The 20,656-nt window shown below is 46.5% G+C and carries 21 protein-coding genes and 1 riboswitch; of the genes, 10 read left to right on the forward strand and 11 right to left on the reverse strand.

Annotated elements, in window-relative coordinates; all coding sequences use genetic code 11:
• The 3 genes from AB4Z29_RS29895 to AB4Z29_RS29905 all read left to right on the forward strand — a co-directional run.
• The coding region (locus tag AB4Z29_RS29895) for a BclA C-terminal domain-containing protein (RefSeq protein ID WP_441946563.1) at positions 1-785 on the forward strand (785 nt) is incomplete at its 5' end.
• A 66-nt stretch (positions 786-851) separates the two neighbouring features.
• A complete protein-coding gene (locus tag AB4Z29_RS29900) occupies positions 852-1,958 on the forward strand; it encodes a tetratricopeptide repeat-containing glycosyltransferase family 2 protein (RefSeq protein WP_441946564.1) in 1,107 nt (368 codons plus the stop codon).
• A gap of 295 nt (positions 1,959-2,253) precedes the next feature.
• Entirely contained in the window at positions 2,254-2,667 is a 414-nt protein-coding gene (locus tag AB4Z29_RS29905) for an organic hydroperoxide resistance protein (RefSeq protein ID WP_441946565.1), read from the forward strand.
• A gap of 73 nt (positions 2,668-2,740) precedes the next feature.
• Here the strand turns inward: AB4Z29_RS29905 and AB4Z29_RS29910 are convergent, their stop codons facing one another.
• From AB4Z29_RS29910 to AB4Z29_RS29925, 4 genes are all read right to left on the reverse strand, one after another.
• Positions 2,741-3,457 (reverse strand): aspartate/glutamate racemase family protein, encoded by a 717-nt coding sequence (locus AB4Z29_RS29910; RefSeq protein WP_441946566.1) that lies wholly within the window; start codon positions 3,455-3,457, stop codon positions 2,741-2,743.
• Positions 3,458-3,609: 152 nt separating this feature from the next.
• Complete coding sequence (locus AB4Z29_RS29915) at positions 3,610-5,079, reverse strand: UDP-N-acetylmuramoyl-L-alanyl-D-glutamate--2,6-diaminopimelate ligase (RefSeq protein WP_441946567.1); 1,470 nt, start codon at positions 5,077-5,079, stop codon at positions 3,610-3,612.
• A gap of 43 nt (positions 5,080-5,122) precedes the next feature.
• Positions 5,123-6,310 (reverse strand): carboxylate--amine ligase, encoded by a 1,188-nt coding sequence (locus tag AB4Z29_RS29920; RefSeq protein ID WP_441946568.1) that lies wholly within the window; start codon positions 6,308-6,310, stop codon positions 5,123-5,125.
• Between the two features lie 263 nt (positions 6,311-6,573).
• On the reverse strand, positions 6,574-7,455 hold the full coding sequence (locus AB4Z29_RS29925; RefSeq protein WP_441946569.1) for a LysR family transcriptional regulator: 882 nt from the start codon (positions 7,453-7,455) through the stop codon (positions 6,574-6,576).
• A gap of 311 nt (positions 7,456-7,766) precedes the next feature.
• Here AB4Z29_RS29925 and AB4Z29_RS29930 point away from each other — a divergent pair, with 311 nt between their 5' ends.
• Positions 7,767-7,958 carry a Spo0E family sporulation regulatory protein-aspartic acid phosphatase gene (locus AB4Z29_RS29930; RefSeq protein WP_183571126.1) on the forward strand — a complete coding sequence of 64 codons (192 nt, stop codon included), beginning with the start codon at positions 7,767-7,769 and terminating at the stop codon, positions 7,956-7,958.
• Between the two features lie 9 nt (positions 7,959-7,967).
• Here AB4Z29_RS29930 and tadA read toward each other — a convergent pair whose 3' ends face one another.
• Entirely contained in the window at positions 7,968-8,432 is a 465-nt protein-coding gene (gene tadA, locus AB4Z29_RS29935) for a tRNA adenosine(34) deaminase TadA (protein WP_441946570.1), read from the reverse strand.
• Positions 8,433-8,632: 200 nt separating this feature from the next.
• Here tadA and AB4Z29_RS29940 point away from each other — a divergent pair, with 200 nt between their 5' ends.
• Genes AB4Z29_RS29940 through rluF form a run of 3 tightly spaced genes read left to right on the forward strand, consistent with a single transcriptional unit; the run spans position 8,633 to position 11,994 of the window.
• Complete coding sequence (locus tag AB4Z29_RS29940) at positions 8,633-10,459, forward strand: PAS domain S-box protein (protein WP_441946571.1); 1,827 nt, start codon at positions 8,633-8,635, stop codon at positions 10,457-10,459.
• A 43-nt stretch (positions 10,460-10,502) separates the two neighbouring features.
• Positions 10,503-11,285: an NAD-dependent epimerase/dehydratase family protein gene (locus AB4Z29_RS29945; protein ID WP_441946572.1), complete on the forward strand. Its 783-nt coding sequence runs from the start codon at positions 10,503-10,505 to the stop codon at positions 11,283-11,285.
• Positions 11,286-11,292: 7 nt separating this feature from the next.
• Positions 11,293-11,994, forward strand: coding sequence for a 23S rRNA pseudouridine(2604) synthase RluF (rluF, locus tag AB4Z29_RS29950; protein WP_441946573.1), 702 nt, complete (start codon positions 11,293-11,295; stop codon positions 11,992-11,994).
• Positions 11,995-12,064: 70 nt separating this feature from the next.
• On the opposite strand, the gene AB4Z29_RS29955 is transcribed toward rluF, so the two are convergent.
• Positions 12,065-12,913, reverse strand: coding sequence for a flagellar motor protein MotB (locus AB4Z29_RS29955; protein WP_441946574.1), 849 nt, complete (start codon positions 12,911-12,913; stop codon positions 12,065-12,067).
• Positions 12,897-13,697: a flagellar motor stator protein MotA gene (motA, locus tag AB4Z29_RS29960; protein WP_183571181.1), complete on the reverse strand. Its 801-nt coding sequence runs from the start codon at positions 13,695-13,697 to the stop codon at positions 12,897-12,899. Before motA ends, AB4Z29_RS29955 begins: the two co-directional genes overlap by 17 nt.
• Positions 13,698-13,878: 181 nt before the next feature.
• Between motA and AB4Z29_RS29965 the strand changes: the two genes are divergently transcribed.
• Both AB4Z29_RS29965 and AB4Z29_RS29970 read left to right on the forward strand, forming a co-directional pair.
• Positions 13,879-14,172, forward strand: coding sequence for a hypothetical protein (locus AB4Z29_RS29965; RefSeq protein ID WP_441946575.1), 294 nt, complete (start codon positions 13,879-13,881; stop codon positions 14,170-14,172).
• 132 nt (positions 14,173-14,304) lie between these two features.
• On the forward strand, positions 14,305-15,537 hold the full coding sequence (locus AB4Z29_RS29970) for an EAL domain-containing protein (RefSeq protein WP_441946576.1): 1,233 nt from the start codon (positions 14,305-14,307) through the stop codon (positions 15,535-15,537).
• Here the strand turns inward: AB4Z29_RS29970 and AB4Z29_RS29975 are convergent.
• A complete protein-coding gene (locus AB4Z29_RS29975; protein ID WP_441946577.1) occupies positions 15,534-16,055 on the reverse strand; it encodes a GNAT family N-acetyltransferase in 522 nt (173 codons plus the stop codon). The two genes, AB4Z29_RS29970 and AB4Z29_RS29975, sit on opposite strands and share 4 nt — an antisense overlap.
• 117 nt (positions 16,056-16,172) lie before the next feature.
• Here AB4Z29_RS29975 and AB4Z29_RS29980 point away from each other — a divergent pair, with 117 nt between their 5' ends.
• Positions 16,173-17,414 (forward strand): MFS transporter, encoded by a 1,242-nt coding sequence (locus tag AB4Z29_RS29980; RefSeq protein ID WP_441946578.1) that lies wholly within the window; start codon positions 16,173-16,175, stop codon positions 17,412-17,414.
• 133 nt (positions 17,415-17,547) lie between these two features.
• Here the strand turns inward: AB4Z29_RS29980 and AB4Z29_RS29985 are convergent, their stop codons facing one another.
• From AB4Z29_RS29985 to AB4Z29_RS29995, 3 genes are all read right to left on the reverse strand, one after another.
• The gene (locus tag AB4Z29_RS29985; RefSeq protein ID WP_441946579.1) at positions 17,548-18,891 is read right to left on the reverse strand and encodes an FAD-binding domain-containing protein; all 1,344 of its coding nucleotides are present in this window, start codon (positions 18,889-18,891) and stop codon (positions 17,548-17,550) included.
• 160 nt (positions 18,892-19,051) lie between these two features.
• Entirely contained in the window at positions 19,052-19,528 is a 477-nt protein-coding gene (locus tag AB4Z29_RS29990; RefSeq protein ID WP_441946580.1) for a C40 family peptidase, read from the reverse strand.
• Positions 19,529-19,531: 3 nt separating this feature from the next.
• Positions 19,532-19,683, reverse strand: a riboswitch (cyclic di-AMP (ydaO/yuaA leader).
• Positions 19,684-20,042: 359 nt separating this feature from the next.
• On the reverse strand, positions 20,043-20,627 hold the full coding sequence (locus AB4Z29_RS29995) for a hypothetical protein (protein ID WP_441946581.1): 585 nt from the start codon (positions 20,625-20,627) through the stop codon (positions 20,043-20,045).
• Positions 20,628-20,656: the final 29 nt, after the last annotated feature.

Genomic DNA, 20,656 nt, shown 5'->3' on the forward strand with positions numbered 1-20,656 from the left:
GTGGTGTTACAGGTGCGACAGGAGCGGGAGTAACCGGTACGACTGGAGCTACGGGTGCAACAGGAGCAACAGGTGAACCGGGAGCGACTGGTGTTACAGGTGCGACAGGAGAAGGAGTAACCGGYACGACTGGAGCTACGGGTRCAACAGGAGCAACRGGTGAACCGGGAGCGACTGGTGTTACAGGTGCGACAGGAGAAGGAGTAACCGGCACGACTGGAGCTACGGGTACAACAGGAGCAACAGGTGAAACGGGAGCGACTGGTGTTACAGGTGCGACAGGAGCGGGAGTAACCGGTACGACTGGAGCTACGGGCACAACAGGAGCAACAGGAGCAACAGGAGCAACAGGAGCAACAGGCGCGACAGGTACTTCCCCAACGGAGCAGTCAGGGTTTGCTGCGAATACGACGGGAGCTATTATTGCGGTCGTACTTGGAGGAACAAACGTAGCGCTGCCAAGTGCACAAAGCTTGGGTACGGGTATTACCGTCAATGGAGCCAATGATACCTTCACGGTTGCCAATGCGGGCAGATATTTTATAAGCTATCAAATCAACACGACTGCCGCACTGCTTCTCAGCACGAGGCTGCTAATCAACGGCGCAGCGAATACCGCATCCACGATCGCGCCAGTTCTGAGCTTATCCAATTTCAATAACGATGTTGTATTAACATTAACCGCGAACAGCACAATTACGCTTCAAATGTTTGGCTTGCTCGGTACCGCAACACTGCTTGCAGGAAGCGCAGGCGCAGCACTGACAATCATCCGCTTAAGCTAATTGCCTGACAGTAACAGGACGGCGGCACAAGAATATGATGAATCCATGCAATCAACTCGCGGGGGTGTGGTTAAATTGATATCCATCAGCTTGTGCCTCATCGTCAAAAATGAAGAAGAAACGCTCGGGCGATGTCTTTCATCCGTGAAAGACATCGCCGACGAAATTATTGTTGTAGATACAGGTTCTACGGATACAACGATACAGGTTGCGAGTGAATTTACAGATCGAATTGAACACTTTACGTGGATCAATGATTTCGCAGCTGCTCGCAACTATGCTTTTTCTTTGGCAACGAAATCGCATGTCATGTGGCTGGATGCCGATGATATATTGAAGGAGTCTGACCGAAGAAAACTCAAAGCATTAAAGAAAAAGCTGAGTCCTGCCGTTGACTCTGTCTCGATGGAATATCATCTGGCATTCGACGAATTCGGCAATGTCACCTCGAAGCTAAGGCGCAATCGAATTGTGAAGCGGGAGCGGGCCTTTCAGTGGATCGGACCGGTTCATGAATACCTCGAAGTGTACGGGGATATTTTCCACAGCGATGTTGCCGTAACGCACAGCAGTATTCACCATGACAGCGACCGAAATTTAAACATTTATGAGCAGCGGCTCGCCAAGGGAGAAATCTTTTCTCCACGCGACTTATTCTATTATGCCAATGAGCTTAAGGATCATGGAAGATACGAAGCAGCCATAAGGTACTACGATAAATTTCTGGCAACGGGAAAAGGTTGGATTGAGGACAACGTAGCCGCCTGCAGCAGGCTGGCCGATTGTTATGGCGAGCTTAAAGAAGCAAGGAATACGCTGGACTCCATCCTCCGCTCCTTTCATTATGATAAGCCGCGTCCGGAATTTTGCTGTCGACTCGGTTATCATTTCCTTCAACAAAATGAGCCTAAATTGGCGATATATTGGTATAAACTGGCACTCGACGTGGAGAAGCCGGAGCAGAACTGGGGTTTTGAGAACCTGGCCTGTTCTACATGGCTGCCCCATCTTCAGCTTTGCGTTTGCTTTGACCGCATAGGCGAGTATGAGAAGGCACATGAGCATAACGAGAAAGCAGCACAATTTAGGCCGACGGATGAACGGATAATAGCCAATCGTTCCTATCTGACTCATCGTTTAGGTAAGAAAACGAACGAAAAGGCGTTGCAGTAAGATTTTATTAGATAAAATAATGTTTCTAAATAAACAAGCTCCTTTCAGCAACAATGAAAGGGAGCTTGTTTATTTGTTGACAACGTAATTCAATAGGCGTATATTAAATTTTATAAAATTAAGTTATATACAATTTAAAAAGAATGACAGTCGTCCTTCGCAAATGGAATAGAATAGCCTCATTCGGGCAATAAGAAATCAGGATGCTATTTCTTGTTGCCAGCCAAGGCATGAACAAGGGTCGACAATGAAGTCCAGATTTACACACACCACTATAACAATGGAGGAATTTATTATGCAGAAATTATACACAGCAACAGCAACGGCAACGGGTGGAAGAGACGGTAAGATTGTATCGAGCGACGACATATTAAGTGTTGAAGTGAGAGCGCCGAAGGAGCTCGGAGGCCCAGGGGGCGCAACAAACCCTGAGCAGCTATTTGCCGGCGGGTACGCAGCCTGCTTCGAGAGCGCACTTAATGTCGTGGCCCGAATGAAAAAAATCAAAGTAGAAAAAACCGAAGTAACCGCTCACGTAACGTTAGGAAAGATAGATGACGGGAATTATCAGCTCGAAGCGAAGCTTGATATTTCAATCGTAGGCGTTGAACCGGAGGTTGCGAAGGAGCTGGCTGAGGCGGCGCATCAGGTATGTCCGTATTCGAGAGCGACTCGCGGCAACATAAACGTAGAGCTTAATGTTCTGTAAGTGCTGCCACTGCTTCGTCCATTAATGCCAAAAAAATCCGGAGAGCCTTCTCCGGATTTTTTATTCTATCTTATTATTTAGAAGATATAGAACGTTTGCCGGACAGCTCAATGGACTTCTGAACAAGTACGGACATCGCGTCCACGCAATTTTTGGCAACCTCGTTTTGAATGGGAATACAAGAAAGCTCTGTACAGGCAATTATAACGCATTGGCATTCGTCGTGAATAAGCAAATGGTTGATAATGCCCTCGAATTCAGCGGGTTCAACTGGCAAATTGCGCTTCACTTTGTTGTAGATGATATCCATAACATGTTCTTGTACCACAGCATCGGGCTCATGCAGCTGCATGTTATACTGCCCGCAGCCTTTTCGATAAACACCGCTGCTCACCGTACCGTTGGTAGCCAATATGCCTACTTTGCAGTGTTCACCGAACCTGTTGTGGATTTCCTTTAAGGTCTCGTCTACCATATTGATGATGTTAACGCTAGTCATCTGCTGCATATCGTCATAAAAATAGTGCGAGGTGTTACAAGGAATGGCGATGTTGGATACACCAGAGGATTCCAGCAGTTTCAAATCCTTGGCAACCGCCTTAAGAAACAACTCGCCGTTCTTGCTTAGAATAACACCTGTTCGATCGGGTAATGTAGCATGATTCAGGATGACCATATTGATATGGTCTTGGTCCTTGTCCGCCTCGGTCTGCTCGATAATCATGTCGAAAAATACGGATGTTGCTTTCGGTCCCATCCCGCCTATGACGCCTAAGCTTTTAGCTTCCATTGTTCAACCTACTTTTAATGAATTATATAACTGAAAACATTGAAGTACCGACCATCATAACATGGCTGCCCATTTCCTCATAGCTGATAAAAAAAGTATTCCTAATCAGAGTTGCCTGACCTTTTAAAAGGTTTATTGTGGTTGCCGCAGAGTCATTTCGCTTTTAGCTTAATTTCCCTAACAATCTCCGCTTCGTTAAAAGGGTACTCGGTCTTTCCGATAATTTGCGTGGTTTCATGGCCCTTGCCCGCAATGAGGACCACATCGCCCTTTTGACTGATGTTAATGGCAAAAGCAATGGCATCCCGGCGATCGACGACCGCTTCGTAGTCCCCATTGCAGGCTTCCATGCCCTCTACGATCTCACGAATAATAAGATTGTTGTCCTGCATTTTTGGATTATCTGAAGTAATGACGGAAAAGTCAGCAAATGCAGCAGCAACCTTGGCCATTGCCCTGCGTTTCTCTGTACCGGACTCTCCATCAGAAGCATATACGCCGAATACGAGTATAATTCTGCCCTTGGCAAATGGTCTAATCGTCGTCAAAGCCTTCTCCAAGCTGTCCTCGGTATGTGCGAAGTCGACAATGATCTTGCTGTCTTCATCCTCATAAACGACTTCCAAGCGGCCTTTGATGCCTTCTACAGCTGCTATGCCTTGGGCGATTTGCTGAAGACTGAACTGGTTGGCATACGCGGTTGCGACTGCGGCCAAGCTATTGTATACGTAGATGGTTCCTGGGAGATTCACTTTAATGGTCGCGCTGCCCCTTGGCGTATGAACGGTATAAGTGGTGTAGTCTGCAAAATAGTGAATATCAGCCGCATGGATATCTGCTTCCTGTTCGATGCCGTAGGTGAGCAGCTTTGGCGCTCTGCCTTGCAAGCGATCAATTAACTTACGGCCGTAAGGATCGTCAGCATTAATAATATTATAGTCCGTTGTCATGTCAAATAGCTTTGCCTTAGCCTCGAAATATTCCTCCATCGTATGATGCAGCTCGAGATGATCAGGCGTAAGATTTGTGAAGACGCCCGTATTGAAGCTGGAATGAGCTACACGGCTTAAATTAAGCGCATGCGAAGAGACCTCCATGACGCAGTGCTTCATGTCCGACTGAATCATCTCCGCGAAAATTTGCTGAAGATTCAGTGATTCAGGCGTTGTGTTTTTGTTCTGGAACACTTTATCGCCAATCACTGTCCCAATCGTACCGATGATCCCGAGCGAGGTACCCGTTTGTTCAAATATGGATTGCAGAAAATAAGTGGTTGATGTTTTTCCATTTGTCCCGGTGATGCCTAGGAGATTCATTTGCTCCGTTGGACGATGATAGAAGTTGGCAGATACTCGGGCCAGCGCCTCGCGCGTGTTCGCAACCTTAAGAACGGTTACGTCCTCTGGGACAGTAATATCCTTCTCTAGGATAATGGTTGTTGCACCAAGCGCAATCGCCTTATCAATGTACTCGTGACCGTCTACCGAGAAGCCGGAAACCGCAACGAATACGGAATTTTCTGAAGCTTCTCGGGAGTCATAGGCGATAGCAGAGGCTTCTCTATGTAAATCACCTTTCACAAGCGTATATTCAAGATCAGTAAGTAAGGCATTCAATAACATACGTTCAGCTCCATTCTAGTCACCTGTACCCGTTTTGCTTTGACTATCTTCTAAGGAGCTTTTTCGTTAGCTTGCCACCGATGATAGCAGCATAAGAAAAAGCTGGCTTAGGGTCCTTCCAATCCCAGATGGCATAAGCCTTCGGTTTGAACAACGAGAGGAATACCTGCCTGCGCGTCAACTGGCCCGTCTTGACGTAATCGCGTACGGCAAGCATATCTTCGTAACCGTACCAGAATACGCGGTTCGTATTCTCTTTGACGGCTTTAGGAGGCACTAGGTTGCCGCCAGTCAGCTCTTGGTAGGTAATCCAAGGAATGTTCACGCCTACCTTATACAACAGATTGTTCAGGTTTGTGATGCGGCAATTGACCTCAATTAAATAAAAGCGCCCCGTCTCGGCATCTTTCTTGAATTCAATCTCTGCAAAGCCTTTCCACTTCATTTTCTCAAGAAACGGCGCGCCAATATCAAACAGCTCCTGTACATAGCGCTGTCCCGTGTATACCGATGCACCGAAATTTATCGGATATTGGCGGAATTTTTGGCAAGTTACCCAGTGTGTTACTTTGGAGTTCTGGTCCAAATAAGCGTCAAACGTGTACATATGATCATCAAAGCCTGGAATAATGCGCTTTACGATAACTTCCAAATCCGCTTCCTTCGCTTTGGCCAAGGCTTGTTCAAGCTCTGTGCGGTTGTTTACTTTAAATAGCTTTCTTCTGAATTTGGCAACAAAGGAAGGCGAGTCGGTCGGTTTTACGATGCATGGATACTTTATGGCATGATCAATTTTCTCGAAAAAACCATCTTCGTTCAAACGGACCGTTTCCGGAACGGAAACACCGTTTTCTAGCGACAACCGCTGTAGTACTTCTTTATTCATCATATCCGAATATATGCCAGGTATGTTTTGCGGAATAAGGTAATGCTCCCTCAGCTCCTCCAAATGCTCATCGATGACCTCCAGATAGGAGTCGTGGCAAGGAATCAGAACGGGAGGCGCGCTCTGCTTGCTCGCATAGTCCTTCAAAAAGCGTATGAATGCTGCAGTGTCTTCTTTATAGTGAGGAGAAATCAATCTCTCCGACGTGTATTTTGAATCCGCGCCATAAGTATCTTTTGTTGAATAATCAACAGCCACCGTATGAACGCCGTTAATGCCCAAGCAACGAATCGTGCTCAACCCAATATAATAATTACAACCCAAGATTACTGCTTTATTATTCAAAAAGGGCACATCCCGACATCCGTAGTTATGTTCAGTTTAAATAATTTTACTTCATAGATTCTTATAATACAAATGGATTTATCCTCATAAATAGCGGCAGGATGACGGATTTAACCTCTAAAACTAAGCTTGCGAAAGGCAAGAGCAGGTACATGGGATGTACCTGCTCTGTTTGCATCTGTATTCGAGTTGGCGTATAGAACATGTGGGGAGGAATCGTTCGGACAGTTCGGACAGAAGGAGACAGTCATGGGGGATACAGACTAGAAAGCTTCTTTAGCAAAGGAATAGAAGGCCTGCTCAAGCTCGGTCAAAACGGTGTTCTTCCGAATAACGAAGCCATTTCGACGTTTGATTTGCAGGCCTGCTACCGGCCGTGTAATCAGCTCGCCGCTCGAAATGCCCTTATTGACCGCATAATATGGTAAAAAGGCAAGGGCATGGCTGTGTTTGAGCTCTTCGCTGATTTCATCGAAGTTCTTCATGTAGATGATTTCTATGGGGATTTGACTCCGGTTTAGCGCTTTAAGTATCACAGCTTGAAGCTGCTCATTCTTAGGAACGAGAAGCTTCTGATGGCTTAGATCTCTTAAATAAAGCATTTTTCGCTTGCTCCATGGGTGCTCCGGCGATGCGACCAGCAGCAAGTCTTCTGCGAACAAGGTCTCGCTATCGTAACCGTACTCCCTATAGTCATTGGTTTCAGTCAAAGGCATAATGGCAAGGTTTGTTTTCTTTTGCTGAAGCTTTTTCTGTATTTCGACATTTTCGACGATCTGCAAGGGGGACGATTTGTCGGGATATTTGTCGATAAAACGTTTGATCATATCGGACAGTAAATAGGTATTTAAATCCTTGCATATGTATATAGGTAAGCCTTGCTGCGTATCATTCTGAAGCTCGGAAGCAGCTTCCTGGTAGAGAGACATAATTCTTTGAGCATAATCGTAAAGAACTTTACCCTTATTCGTAAGAATGACACTTTTACCGGATCGATGAAACAAAGCAGCACCATACTGATTCTCCAGCTGTTGAATATGGTTGCTTACTGTAGGCTGGGATGTATACAACCGCTTTGCTGTTTCGGTAAACGAGCGGCATTCAACGAGCGTCAAAAAGGTTTGAAGCTTATCGGCAGAACTCATTTGGCATACACTCCGCTATAAAAAAGTAATTAGGTTAATTATATATTAATTGATTATGATTATCAATATCAATTAATCACTATGCATATATAACTAGGCGCTAACCACAAGCGATTTAATTTTCAGAAAATAATTGAATTTTTTAGTCACAAAGAACTATTAATTGGAATAAATAACTTCATTTTGTCGAATAATGCCCGAAAATTGTCTACCTTCATCGACAAGATTTTACAAACTCCTTATTATGCTACGAGTATAATAGAAGCATTACCACACGAGTGCTAAATAAGGAGCGTGCCCCGAAGCGAGCTATGGACAAAAAACACTTGCTTAAACAATTGCAGTCGCTGCGGCTAAAGCTTCATGAAATAGCCGAAGCACGCGGCAGCTTGACAGATCCGGATGTTCTAGCAATTAGCGAAGAGGCCGATCAGCTTATTGTTGCGTTACAGTATATACAAAGAGATGAGCTAACCCACATTACGATAAGCCGCAACGACTAGTAGGCCATATTACTTTTCCCGAAGTCGGCGGAAGAATTGTTTGAGCAATAACGCGCATTCAGGCTGCAGAATTCCACTAGTGAGCTCCGTTTCATGGTTGAAACGGGGCTCTTGCAGTAAGTTCATAAGCGTGCCGGCGCATCCTGCTTTTGGATCAGCAGTACCGTACACCACACGTTTTACACGGGACTGGACGATGGCGCCCGCGCACATTGGACAAGGCTCCAGCGTGACATATAATGTACAATCCAATAATCTCCAAGCGCCGATGCGATCGCAGGCGTCACGGATAGCTACCATCTCGGCATGCGCAGTTGGATCAAACTGCGTTTCTCGCAAATTGTAGCCTCTCCCTATGATTTCATTGTTTCTGACAATTATCGCTCCGATAGGTACCTCACCAATTTGCTCGGCTTTTTTTGCTTCTGCAATCGCTTCTTGCATCCATATTTCGTCCTCTTGTTCTCTCAGCATGAATTAAAGCTCCTTTACAAATTAATCATTATACAACGAACAAATATTCTGTTGTTAACATGTAGTGGATAACATTGTGGATAAGTGTGACGATATGCACAAATATACTCACATTTTATTCAGGCATGTGTACAGTAACTGTTGATAATGTGTATAAGTTGTTAATAAACACGTTTTAGTGTAAAAGGATGTGTCGGTCATTGTCGATTAAGATGAAATTTTCCGTCTTGATTACGCTTATTGTATTTACCTTTTTCATCATACACCACATTCTAAGCGAGTACTCCATGATGCAGGGTATGAGGGAGCAAGCGCGCCAAACGATGCAGGATACCTCCATGCATATTGCCCAATCATTTTCTGCATATGAGCAGAAGCCTGGGCCTGGCACGCTATTTCAAGAAGGAAATCCATCAACACCCGAGCATATCTTTGAAATAGTGAAAACAATAAATCCAAATATAAAGGAAATAACGGTATTTGAGCAAGACGCCTTGTCCGTTCCCTATGGCTCATATACATATATAGATGCTATAGGCGATCATTCCATTATATCTAAAGCAAGGCAGAGCGGCTTCGAGTTGAGAAAAATGGTAATCAACGGGAAGCCTTACTATAGAAGCTTCTATTATACAAAGCCAACTGACAATTATATAATAAGCGTTGTTTATGACGGAGTGGGCATTAAACAGATTATCAATAAGAAACGCGGCGATACCTTAATGTATACGGGGATAATGATGGTACTTGTATTCGTCATTAGCTATTCATTGGTTGGCGTCATGATCAGGCCGCTGAAGGATATCTTATGGAAGGTTAATGAGGTTTCCTCTGCCAGGTTTCAACAGCCAATTCGGATAAAGCGGAAGGACGAATTTGGCTTGCTCGCCCTTAAGGTCAATGCGATGTCGCAGAATCTTAGCATCTATATGAATAAGCTGCGCAAAGCATTTGAAGAAAACAGGCGCATGAAGGAGCACTTGGAATCATTTATTAACCATACAAGCGATGCAATCCACTTGATTGATTTAGATGGCAAAGTGATTCAGGTTAACCGAGCATTCGAGCTGCTATTCGGCTATGAAGAGGAGGAAGCCATCGGGCTCGTTCATCCCATTCTTCCGATCTCGCATGAAGCTGAGCTTAGGCAAATGTTGAATCAAATTTTATCGGGGAAGGTGCTTCCCACACAAGAAACGATGCGCATGACCAAGCTAGGCGAGTTGATTCCCGTTAGCGTGACCATATCACCTATCCGTGATTCGGACGGAACCATACGCGCATTTGCCAGTATATCAAGGGACATGAGAAGCCGTAATAAAATGGAAGAATTGCTGCGCAGGTCGGAGAAGCTGACGACGGTCGGGCAGCTTGCGGCTGGCGTAGCTCATGAGATACGCAATCCGCTCACAACGCTCCGCGGGTTTCTTCAGCTGCAGCAGGAGAGCAAGAAGCTTGCTCTCTCGCATGTCGCGCTGATGCTGTCAGAGCTCGACCGTATCAATTTAATTGTCGGGGAGTTTCTCATTTTGGCCAAACCGCAGGCAACAAGATTCGTCACCAAGGACTTGAGAGACGTGCTGCAGGACGTCATTGCCCTAATGAATAGCGAAGCGCTTCTGCACAACATTGAGTTCCGTGTCTCCCTGACTGAAGAGGGATGCTTGATTTCATGTGAGGAGAATCAGTTGAAGCAGGTCTTTATCAACCTCATTAAGAATGCAATTGAAGCGATGCCAAGCGGCGGGAGGATTCATATCCACATTACGCATAAGCGCGAGTTCATCACGATAGCGATTACGGATGAAGGCATGGGGATACCGGAGGAAATGATTTCGAAGATTGGTGATCCGTTTTTTACGGGAAAAGAGACGGGTACCGGTTTAGGGATTATGGTTACCCAGCGTATCATTAATAGCCATCGAGGAACGATGGAGATCAAAAGTCAGGTCAATGTGGGAACGACGATAAATTTAATGCTTCCGGCTTTGAAAGAAGCGAGAGAGAGCGGTATACTGGAAGCATGAGTTGCGGTACGGATTTCATATAGGCGGGCAAGGAGGGATTTCATTGAAGCTTGAATCATCTAGGGATACACAAAGCCGCTCCTCTGGCAACGCATTAACCGGATATAGTGTCGTGTTGGTAGGAGCTACCGGATTGATTGGGAATGCTTTGCTTGTTCAACTGCTTCGCAATCCTCTGGTTAGGAAGGTAACGGTACTCTCTAGGCGATCATTCGATATGGATCGCTCAGTCTCGGCAAGCGAAAAGGCGAAGCTGCACTTGATCGTGGCGGATCTTGCGAGCATGGATGGAGCATTAGCGCAGGTAGAGGCGGATGTTGTATTTTGTACGCTAGGCACGACCATAAAGATAGCCAAAACGAGGGATGCCTTCCGTAGGGTCGATTACGAGTATCCGTTTAAGCTGGCAGAGTACGCTCAGCGCATCGGCGCTTCGGTGTTCTCTGTCGTTACGGCGATGGGGGCAGATTCAGGCTCGCGTATCTTTTATAGTCGCGTGAAGGGGGAGCTGCAAGAGGCGCTTGCGGGGCTGCACCTGCCAAACGTTCATGTTTTTCAGCCTTCCCTGCTGCTTGGTGAGCGACATGACGTACGGCCGGGTGAAGCCTTTGGGGCGATTGCCTCCAAAGGACTTGCATTTGCAATGGTTGGCCCATTGCGCAAGTATCGTCCCATTAAAGGCGAGGATGTGGCACGGGCAATGGTAAAGGCAGCAGAAGAGGTATTGGGCAGAGTCGCGGCAAGCCCTCTAGACAAAAGGCAAGCAGCCATGCAGTATTTTCCATCGGACCAAATTGCCGATTTGGCAGTTCATACAACGGGGTGAATCAGTTTTGAGAATCAACAAGTTCATAAGTGAAACGGGATACTGCTCTAGACGCGAGGCAGACAAGCTGGTTGACAGCGGCCGCGTTACGATTAACGGAGCTACGGCGCAGCTGGGCAGCCAAGCAGAGCTGGGCGACGATGTACGCGTTGACGGTCAGAAGATCGGAGAGCAGAAAAACCATGTCTATATTGCACTCAACAAGCCAGTTGGCGTTACAAGCACGACTGAGCTTCATATTAAAGGAAACATTGTGGATTTTGTCGGACATTCGGAGCGTATATTCCCGATTGGAAGGCTGGATAAGGATTCGGAGGGCTTAATTCTTCTCACGAATGACGGCGATATCGTGAATCCTATCCTGAGGTCGGAAGGCAAGCATGAGAAGGAATATTTAGTGACGGTAGATAAGCCTGTAACGGATGCCTTCTTGAAAGGAATGGCGAGCGGCGTTCATATTCTAGGCAGTATGACGCTGCCTTGTGTGGTTACAAGAGTGACGGACCGTGTGTTCCGCATTATTCTAACGGAAGGCCGCAACCGTCAGATTCGCAGAATGTGCGAGGCTTTTGGCTATCATGTAAGAAGATTGCAGCGACAGCGCATTATGAACGTCCAGCTTGCCGGTCTACACGTTGGGAAGTGGAGAGATTTGACGGATGCCGAGAAGTCCGCGTTATTCGAAACACTGAATTATAAACCGGTCTAAAGATGACCATTAAATACAAATGCCTTGAATGTCACTCTTGATGAGGAGTGGATTCAAGGCTTTTGTTATGTTATTTGGTAACGGCTAGCTTCTGAGCGTTGGCCTCATTGGAATACGAATGCATAATCGACACTTCTACACGACGGTTTTTGGATTTGCCTGTCGCTGTCTTATTATCGGCAACGGGGCGATACTCACCATAGCCGATTGCACTGAAGCGTTCAGGCTTTAGCTGCTTGTTCTCAAGCAGGATATCCATAAATCGAATAGCACGCATGGAGCTTAAATCCCAGTTCGATTTGAAAAACACGGTCGAAATAGGAGTCGTATCGGTATGACCGGACACAATGACCTCATAATCCGGATATTGTTGAAGCATTTTGCCGATCGCAACGGCTAACTCTCTCGATTCCGTCTTAACCGTTGCTTGTGCCGGAGGGAATAAGGCATTGTCGCTAATCGTGATCATGAGCTGAGAGAGATTAAGCTTTGTTTCCAAATCAGTCGTGAGACCGTTTTTCTCAATATAAGCGTCAATCTTCTTTTTTAAATCTTCCAGATCCTTCTGCTCTTGCTCCATAATGGCCTCGCGGGCTTTTTCTTCAGCGGTCTGGTCTTTATCTTCGCTGTCTTCTTTGCTCTCATCTTTCGAGTCGATAACGCCGCCGGCTTCGTCTTGTTTCTTGCCGTCGTCATCACCGGATTTTACGATAGCTGTTTCCGTTAGAATACCGCTCCCCGTACTAAGGGCAACGCTGAACGCCTGGGACATTTCTTCGAACTTCTTTACATCGACTGAGTTCATGGAGTACAACACGATAAAGAGCGCAAGCAGCAGGGTGAGCAAATCGGCGTAAGGAATGAGCCAGGATTCGTCTACATGCTCCTCATGTTCTTCATGCCTATGCTTTCTGCTCAACGGCGCCTTCCTCCTTCTCCCTCATCTTAATTCTTTCCGTAGGTGTAAGGAATACAGATAGCTTCTGATTGATTGCAATGGTTGAAACGCCGGATTGAATGGAGAGAAGTCCTTCTACCATCATCAAACGAATTTGAATTTCTTTTTTAGACATACGTTTCAATTTGTTCGCAATGGGATGCCATAGTACATAACCTGTAAAAATACCTAGCAGCGTCGCGATGAATGCGCCCGCAATCGCATGGGCGAGCTTAGCCATATCACTCATATCGGCCAGTGCTGCGATTAGCCCGACAACCGCTCCGAGTACCCCGAGTGTTGGTGCATATGTACCGGCTTGCGTGAAGATAAGTGCTCCTGCTTTGTGGCGGTCTTCCGTTGCGGCAATATCCTCAAGCAATACATCGCGAACGAAGTCCTGATCGTTGCCGTCAATAATCATACGCATGCCGTTCCGAAGGAATGTATCTTCAATTTCATCGACTTTAGCTTCAAGAGCGAGCAAGCCTTCTCGGCGGGTAATGGATGCCCATTCCATGAATCGTTGGATAAGCTCATCACGCTGCGGCAGCTTTTGCTCGGAGAAAACCATTTTGAACAGCTTACCGACCTTGGAGAGCTCGGACATTGGGAAGGCGATCATAACCGATGCCACGGTTCCCAATATAATAATCATATAGGCAGCTGGATTTAAAAGAGACGATAGATGCGCTCCTTTTAAAACCATCCCTCCGAGCACAGCGACTAACCCTAGTACAAGACCGATAATTGTTGAATTTTTCATCATACACCCCGTCCAAATCATTTTCGACATTTCTCTACTTCTTATATTATCGTCAAATGGGCATTCTGAAGTTAGAGTAAATGAAACGTTTTGATGACATACACGTTAAAATTTCTAAAATGCGGTAGAATAGTAGAGAGATGCACACAAAAATGAACAATGATAAAGGTGGTAAACACAAATGGGCGTAAGACATGCAAGGGAATATGCGGATATATTGAAGGATTTGACAGCAGCGGTAGCCGAAATAGAGAGCAGCTTTACTTTTTTCGAGATGGAAGCGGATGAATGGGCGGCGCTGCCGGTGGAGGATCGACATGAGGTTATGGAAGCATTAGCCGATGACGTATTTTTTGGTTTAGGTGAAAATCCGGTCATTGAAGTGGGCACAGGCGTGATTACCTACAATAATAAGCATCACGTAATCGAGGTTTCCCAAGATGATAAGGTTACGCAGATTATTCGATTGATATAATTTTCGACAACTATTCAGCGTATGGGTGAAGATTCCTGTCGGATCTTTACATTTATTGTCGACTCTATTACAATGTTATTCATCGAAGCATGATAGATAATTTAACACAGATATAACATAGAGGAGATCGCTATGAATGAGTGCTCATCATCGCTGCTGCCAAAGGCGCTTGGGTTAGAAGGTGAAACGTTAGCTGCATTTTATCAGCCCATTATTGCAATGGATACACGACGAATTATGGGCTATGAGGTGCTTGGCCGAGCAGTAAAGGGTGATTCGGTACGCAGCTTGGGTCCTTTTTTCTGCAATGCGGAGATTGCAGAGGAGGATCACATCCTTGTGGACCGGCTGCTCCGCGAGCAAGCATTCTCCAAGCTGTCTTCAATGGAAGAGCCGCCAATGCTTTTCATAAATTTGAAGCCTTCTTGGATCTACCGTTACGAGGATAATGGCGAGCTTTATACATTGTCTTTACTTGATAAGTACGATATCGATCCTAAGCGGATTGTAATCGAAATAACGGAAGAAAGCTTTCAAGGTTCCATGGAGAGGCTGCGCTCCGTTGTCGATATTTATCGCCAAAAAGGATGCTCGATTGCCATCGATGATGTTGGCAGCGGATTCAGCAGTACGGATCGCATTGCTCATATTCAACCGAATTTGCTCAAAATCGATATCCATATGATCAAAAAGAGCGCGACGCATGACGGTTATTTCGGCGTGCTGCGCTCCTACTCAGATCTCGCGGAACAGATTGGCGCATCACTGCTTGTAGAGGGTGTTGAAACGCGAGAAGATTTGGCGCGTTCGATACAAGCTGGAGCAAGGTATATACAGGGCTTTATGTTTGCCAGAGCTGAGCCTGAATTCCGTGATCCTGCATGTTTTTCGGCAGTTATAGAGGCTGAGCTTGAACAGCATCTGATGCATTATCTGGGATCAGAGCGCTATTGGCAGAGGCAATCGGAGCAGCTTGCCGAGCAACTGGTTGAGCTCGTGAAGGAAGCGGAGTATCGGGGCCAGAAGGATGAATGGATAGAGGATCTGCTTCCAAAGTTGTACGGACACTGTATTAGGGTCTATTTGTGCAATGAGGATGGTATCCAGCTTTCGGCGAATTATGGGCGCGACTCGGATCAAGAATGGCATTGTGAAGAGCAGTATAGAGGAGCCAACTGGAGCTGGCGTCCTTATTTTGTGCCTAACTTGGTGCAGTTAAATGAAACGAGAAGGGCAATCGTATCGCGCGCCTACACGGATCTCGACTCTCATGCTTGGATTCGGACTGTGTCCGTGCTGGTTGCGCCTGGACTTATATTATTTATGGATTTAAAGGATACGGAGCGAGGTGCCCAGCGGATTTAAGGCTCCGCAATCCCGTAAACCATGCAGTGGCACTCAGCGAAGCCGGCTGGGGTAGAACGCGAGTAAGTGTCTGTTATCTGGAAACCTGCTTGCTGATAGGCGCGTATGGCACGCGTATTCCAGGCGATGACCTCCAAATCAATTTCATTGTGCGGGGTGCGGCGCTTTGCTTCCGAGACAATCAGCTTGGTAAAGGAGGGCCCTAGTCCGCGGCTGCAGAGGTCAGGACGAAGCCCAAGCCCAAGGCGGGTGACGCCGGCAATAGGGAAGAACTGCGCGAAGCCAATCAGCTCAAGCTGATTATCCAATACAGCTGCATATTGAGAAGCACGAAGGACGGAATCGCCAAATTCGATTTCGTCTTTTTTCATTTGCTCCCAGGCCGGCCAATTATAACAATTAAATGGAGCCTCATAACGCCAGTGGCATATTTCCATCGCATGAGAGATCTCGAGCGGGTGTATGGTCATATCGAGTATTTCTCGATTATAATGGTGGGAGCTTTGTTTATTTGTCATAGACCCGGCACCTCCGTCTGGCTGAACGGCCTTATTTAATGGGTAAAAGGCTTCAAATAGGTTTATTATATCAGATAGGCGCAAGAAGATCGTGCGTACATAAGGAGAAACAAGAATATGAAGAAATTAATATGGCTTGGTTGTCTGTCCTACCTCATTATCGGGGTTGCCCATGTTGTGGGCGGATCTATATTAGAGCAGCTTATCGCGCATTATCATCTCGAATATAAAGATGGCGGGCAATGGATCATGAACCAATTTCTCGGGTTTTTGGTCGGCGTTCTGCTTGCGCCGTCCATTACGGCGAGAGTGGGCAAACGTGGCGCGGTCCTTATCGCCATGGGAGTGCTTACGCTGAGTGAAGCGGCTTACAGCCTTCTGCTCCCGTGGGGATGGATGCTTGCGATTGCTCCGCTTGCTGGGCTGGGCTTCGGAATGACCGAAGCAGTAGTTGGCGCTATGATTATTGATATGGCGAAGAATGGCAAAGCATCGGCGATGAGTCGCCTCGAAACCTTCTTCGGCGTAGGTGCACTATTGATTCCCATCGCAGCAGCGTATCTGATTAAGCAAAGCATTTGGCAGGTATCTTTTCCGATACTAGCCGCAATGTCAGGCATTACCTTTGTTCTATGGCTAACGATGTCATTTGGAGAAATAGACGATCAATTAGGCTATATTCCGCAGAATAAGGAAGATCGTGCAGCCCATGCAGACAATCAAATGAACAAAAATACGCGCACGGCAGGCGCATCGTTCTTTTTCGGCTATCCGCGCAAGGCTCTTCCTTTTCTGTTGTTATCAGCATTGTTCTTTATGATTTATGTAGGCATGGAAATGAGCTTCTCTAACTATCTGCCTTCCATCCTAATCGTACGCTCGGAAGTGGGAGAGTCCAGTGCTGCAGCAGCACTCAGCCTGTTCTGGGGTACTATGGTGCTTGGACGGCTGTTCGCAGGCGTGCTGGCTGACCGAATGGGCTATTCCAAGTATTTGTTGATCGCTACGGCAGGGGCATCCGTTATCTTTGTTCTCATGGCAGTAATGGGCGAGTTGAGCTGGATGCTGGCTCTCATAGCGCTTAGTGGATTGTTTTTCTCCGGCATCTTCGGAATCGCCCTCGTGTACGCGAACGAGCTCATTCCGGGGATGACCGAAAGAACGACGAGCCTGCTTGTAGCTTGCGGCGGCCTTGGAGGAGCGATATTCCCCCGTGTAACAGGCTGGTTCATGGATCAATTCAATGTGCAATCAACTTTATGGTACATCACTTCATTAGTGGTAGGTATGCTGCTGCTGCTTTCAGTCATGCTCATCCTGGGCAGGAAGCAGATGCGGGCAATAAACGCCGAAGGTTGAAATGAAACAAGCCTTAAAAAAATTGAAAAACCTCCGCATTTGCTGTTTCAAAGCAAATGCGGAGGTTTATTTATTAGTAAATACAAGAAATAGTTTACTTGTTTGTCCAATATTTAGTCGAATTACCTGTTGTCTATTTCAATATCGTTTTATACACTTCAATCGCCCTTGCGCGCGAAGCCTTCAAGTCCACGATTGCGCCGCTTTGCGGCAGATGAATCTCTTTATCGGACAAATGGTCCAGATGAGGAAGCCAGCGCCGAATATAGCTTCCGCTCGGATCATGCGTCTGCGATTGAATCGCGGGATTCATAATGCGGAAATAAGGTGCGGCGTCGTAGCCAAGCGAGGAGCACCAAAGCCAGCCTCCGCGGTTAAGGGTGTTGTCGTAGTCGCTTAGGTGGAGCCGGAAATATTGCTCGCCGAGAGTAAATGGACAGAGCAGGTTTTTAGTCAAAAACATGGCGGTGACCATTCGCAAGCGGTTCGGCATTTCACCCGTCCGGTTCAATTGCGTCAAGGCTGCGTCTATGATCGGAATGCCTGTTGCAGCCGTCGACCACGCCTTGAAATTCGTGCCTGTTAGCGGGCTCAAATCAGCAAGCTGCTCATATTTGAAAAAGTCTTCATGATACATCGCCTGGTACAGGTAGAAATCACGCCATGCGAGCTGGCGTATCCAAGCTTCAGATCCATGCAAACCCTGCGTAAGCTCATATGCATGGCGTGCTGAAATGGCTCCTGTATTCAGAAAGCGTGCAAGTCCGCTAGTTTGATCATTGGCATACGCGTCGCGGACGTCCCCGTAAGAAGCGAGGCGTTCCCGTACAAAGCGATCCAGCCTAGCAAGCGATTTGGGTGAGCCCTCCACATTCGTGCCTCCAAGCGCGCATGATACCGCTTCTGGAAGCGCGAATGCAAGGCAAGCGCTCTGGTCTATTTCCTGCATGGTGGAGAGGTCGTTGATTGTGGTGCTGCCCATAGGGCTGTACGACTCCAGCATAAAGCTGCCCCACATCCGGTAGAATGGCGTAAATACCTTGTATGGCTCCGATCTTCTTGCGTAGGCAGGGAAAGCTTCAAGATCGGCAAGCGGTGCGTCGGCAATGGGCATCCAGCGACGCTCTAAGCGGCGTACGGTTTGTCCGATTTGGTCATCCCGCTGCCTCGAATAAGGGGTATAGTCCGCATGGACGATAACCTCTTCAATAGGATGGGCGAGCAGGAGCGACTCCGTAATCGCAGCAGGATCGCCATAAAGCACATGAAGCTCTTTGCCGGCGCTAGAATAGCTGTAGAGCAAGGAAGCGGCTTGCGCCATAAAGTTGCGGCCGCTATGGCTTGTCAGCCGGCCTTCTCCAATTAGGATGGGATCTATGATCAGCAAATGTATGCCTTGCGTATGTTTTTTATTTATATAATCAAAAGCGCGCATATCCGAGGTGCGCAGGTCCTTGCGGTGAATAAACAAATACATCGGGTATTTCTCCTTCCCTGAATGCGGCAGCATGCACACTGCAATCAGCTTGAAATGAAACAGCAAAGCCGCAAGTCATTTGTCGTCAGAGGACAAAAAACTGCGGCTTTGCTGAAGTGAGTCTACCTGTGCAGCTCTCTAAGAGAGGGGATAGGTTGCTCTATTGTGCGTCGGCATACGATTGGAAAGAATCCGCGTCCATGACACGACGTGCAGTCACATAACGGTCTTCATAGTAAGAGGAGCTAAGTTTGTCTGTCACAACGCCTCGGCTGGAGGAAGAATGTGCAAACTTGCCGTCTCCGATGTAAATGCCAACATGGGATACGGTGCTGTTATTGCCACCGACTGTGTCGAAGAACACAAGATCTCCCGGAATTAGGTCAGCCTTAGCGACCTTCGTGCCTGATTTTGCTTGCGAACCGGAAGTGCGTGGAAGTTCGATGCCCATTTTATCGAACACATAGCTCGTAAAACCGGAGCAATCAAAACCTCTCGACGTTGTTCCGCCGCTTTTGTACGGACTACCAATAACATCATTGATGAATCCGTTCAGTTTTGAGTCTGCGAAAGCGCTTCCCGCTTGGAAAGCGAGCACGAGAACGAGACCCAGGAGTATTGCGGTAATCTTTTTCAATTGTGAAACTCCTTCCAATGCCGACGAGGTTAGCTGTGGGGTTCGGTTGAAGGTTCCCTATGATTCCTCAGGCGCTGCGATAAATCAGACGTCGGAATCAATTCACCCAGAGTGGTTCCCCCGTTTCCCGATAGGGAATTAGGCCGTTTTTTATTGCTCTTGAGAATTATTCGATTATTTTCATTGATCTCCTGCCTTTAATTGCAAATTCTAATAATTCTCATGTAACCTTTTGACTATTTCCTTCGTTTAACCGTTTTTTGTGTAAGATAAACGATCATTACTAGTTCTTTCTTACTAAATGAGTTCACTCAATTTCATTAATTATGTGAATACGTTGTAAAATATACCGATTCGTCCTCCAGCTATAAATGGCATAGACAAGTCTAAAGTCCCGCAGTTGGCGGTAAATGAATGATTTGCGAGAAAAAGATTAGAAAATTTTCATGCAAAAAACCTCTGAATGAACAGAGGTTTTGTTGTGATTCGTATATCTGCGTTTGAATGCAGTGTTCTATTTGGCTGTAATGATTTTCTCCGATATCAGCTGAGGCTCGGCATTCTTCTGCTCCATCCAGAAGCGCAGCTTGTATCTTCCGGCGTATTTGAAATCATACGAGACAAGCTTAGAGCTGAACCAGAAGGAGTCCTTCTCGACAAATTCCTTGAAATCATCATCGGTTTGGCTGCGCCGATCTATCGTTATTTCTTTGTCGTTAGGATCGGTGAGCGTGACCTTGAATTCCGTTATCGCTACATTTAAATTGTCGATTTGCGCTTGTACCATGAACTTCTGGACGCTTCCCTTTTCCACCTGCCCGAACATGGTTCTTTTCTCGTTCATCATAAACATGTGGACGTTCGGTTTTTGGATGACAAGCTTCTTTTCGCTGCCTTTCCATTGGATAAAAGCCTGCAAGGAGTCGGATAACGAGCGAATGTTGATATACACTTTTTCGTCGACAAGAAGACCGTCTTCCAGCGATTGCTTATTATTGTAAAGCAGCGTAACTTTCTGCATTAATTTGTCTGCTGCAACGATAGAACCGCCGGCTAGGAGCAGGGCCATTGATAGGATTACCAGTTTTTTACGCATCATTAGCGTGTATCCTCCAACTTTTAATTTCA

Origin of the sequence: Paenibacillus sp. 2TAB23, from assembly GCF_052115165.1 — a bacterium.
In the GTDB taxonomy this organism is placed as follows: domain Bacteria; phylum Bacillota; class Bacilli; order Paenibacillales; family Paenibacillaceae; genus Pristimantibacillus.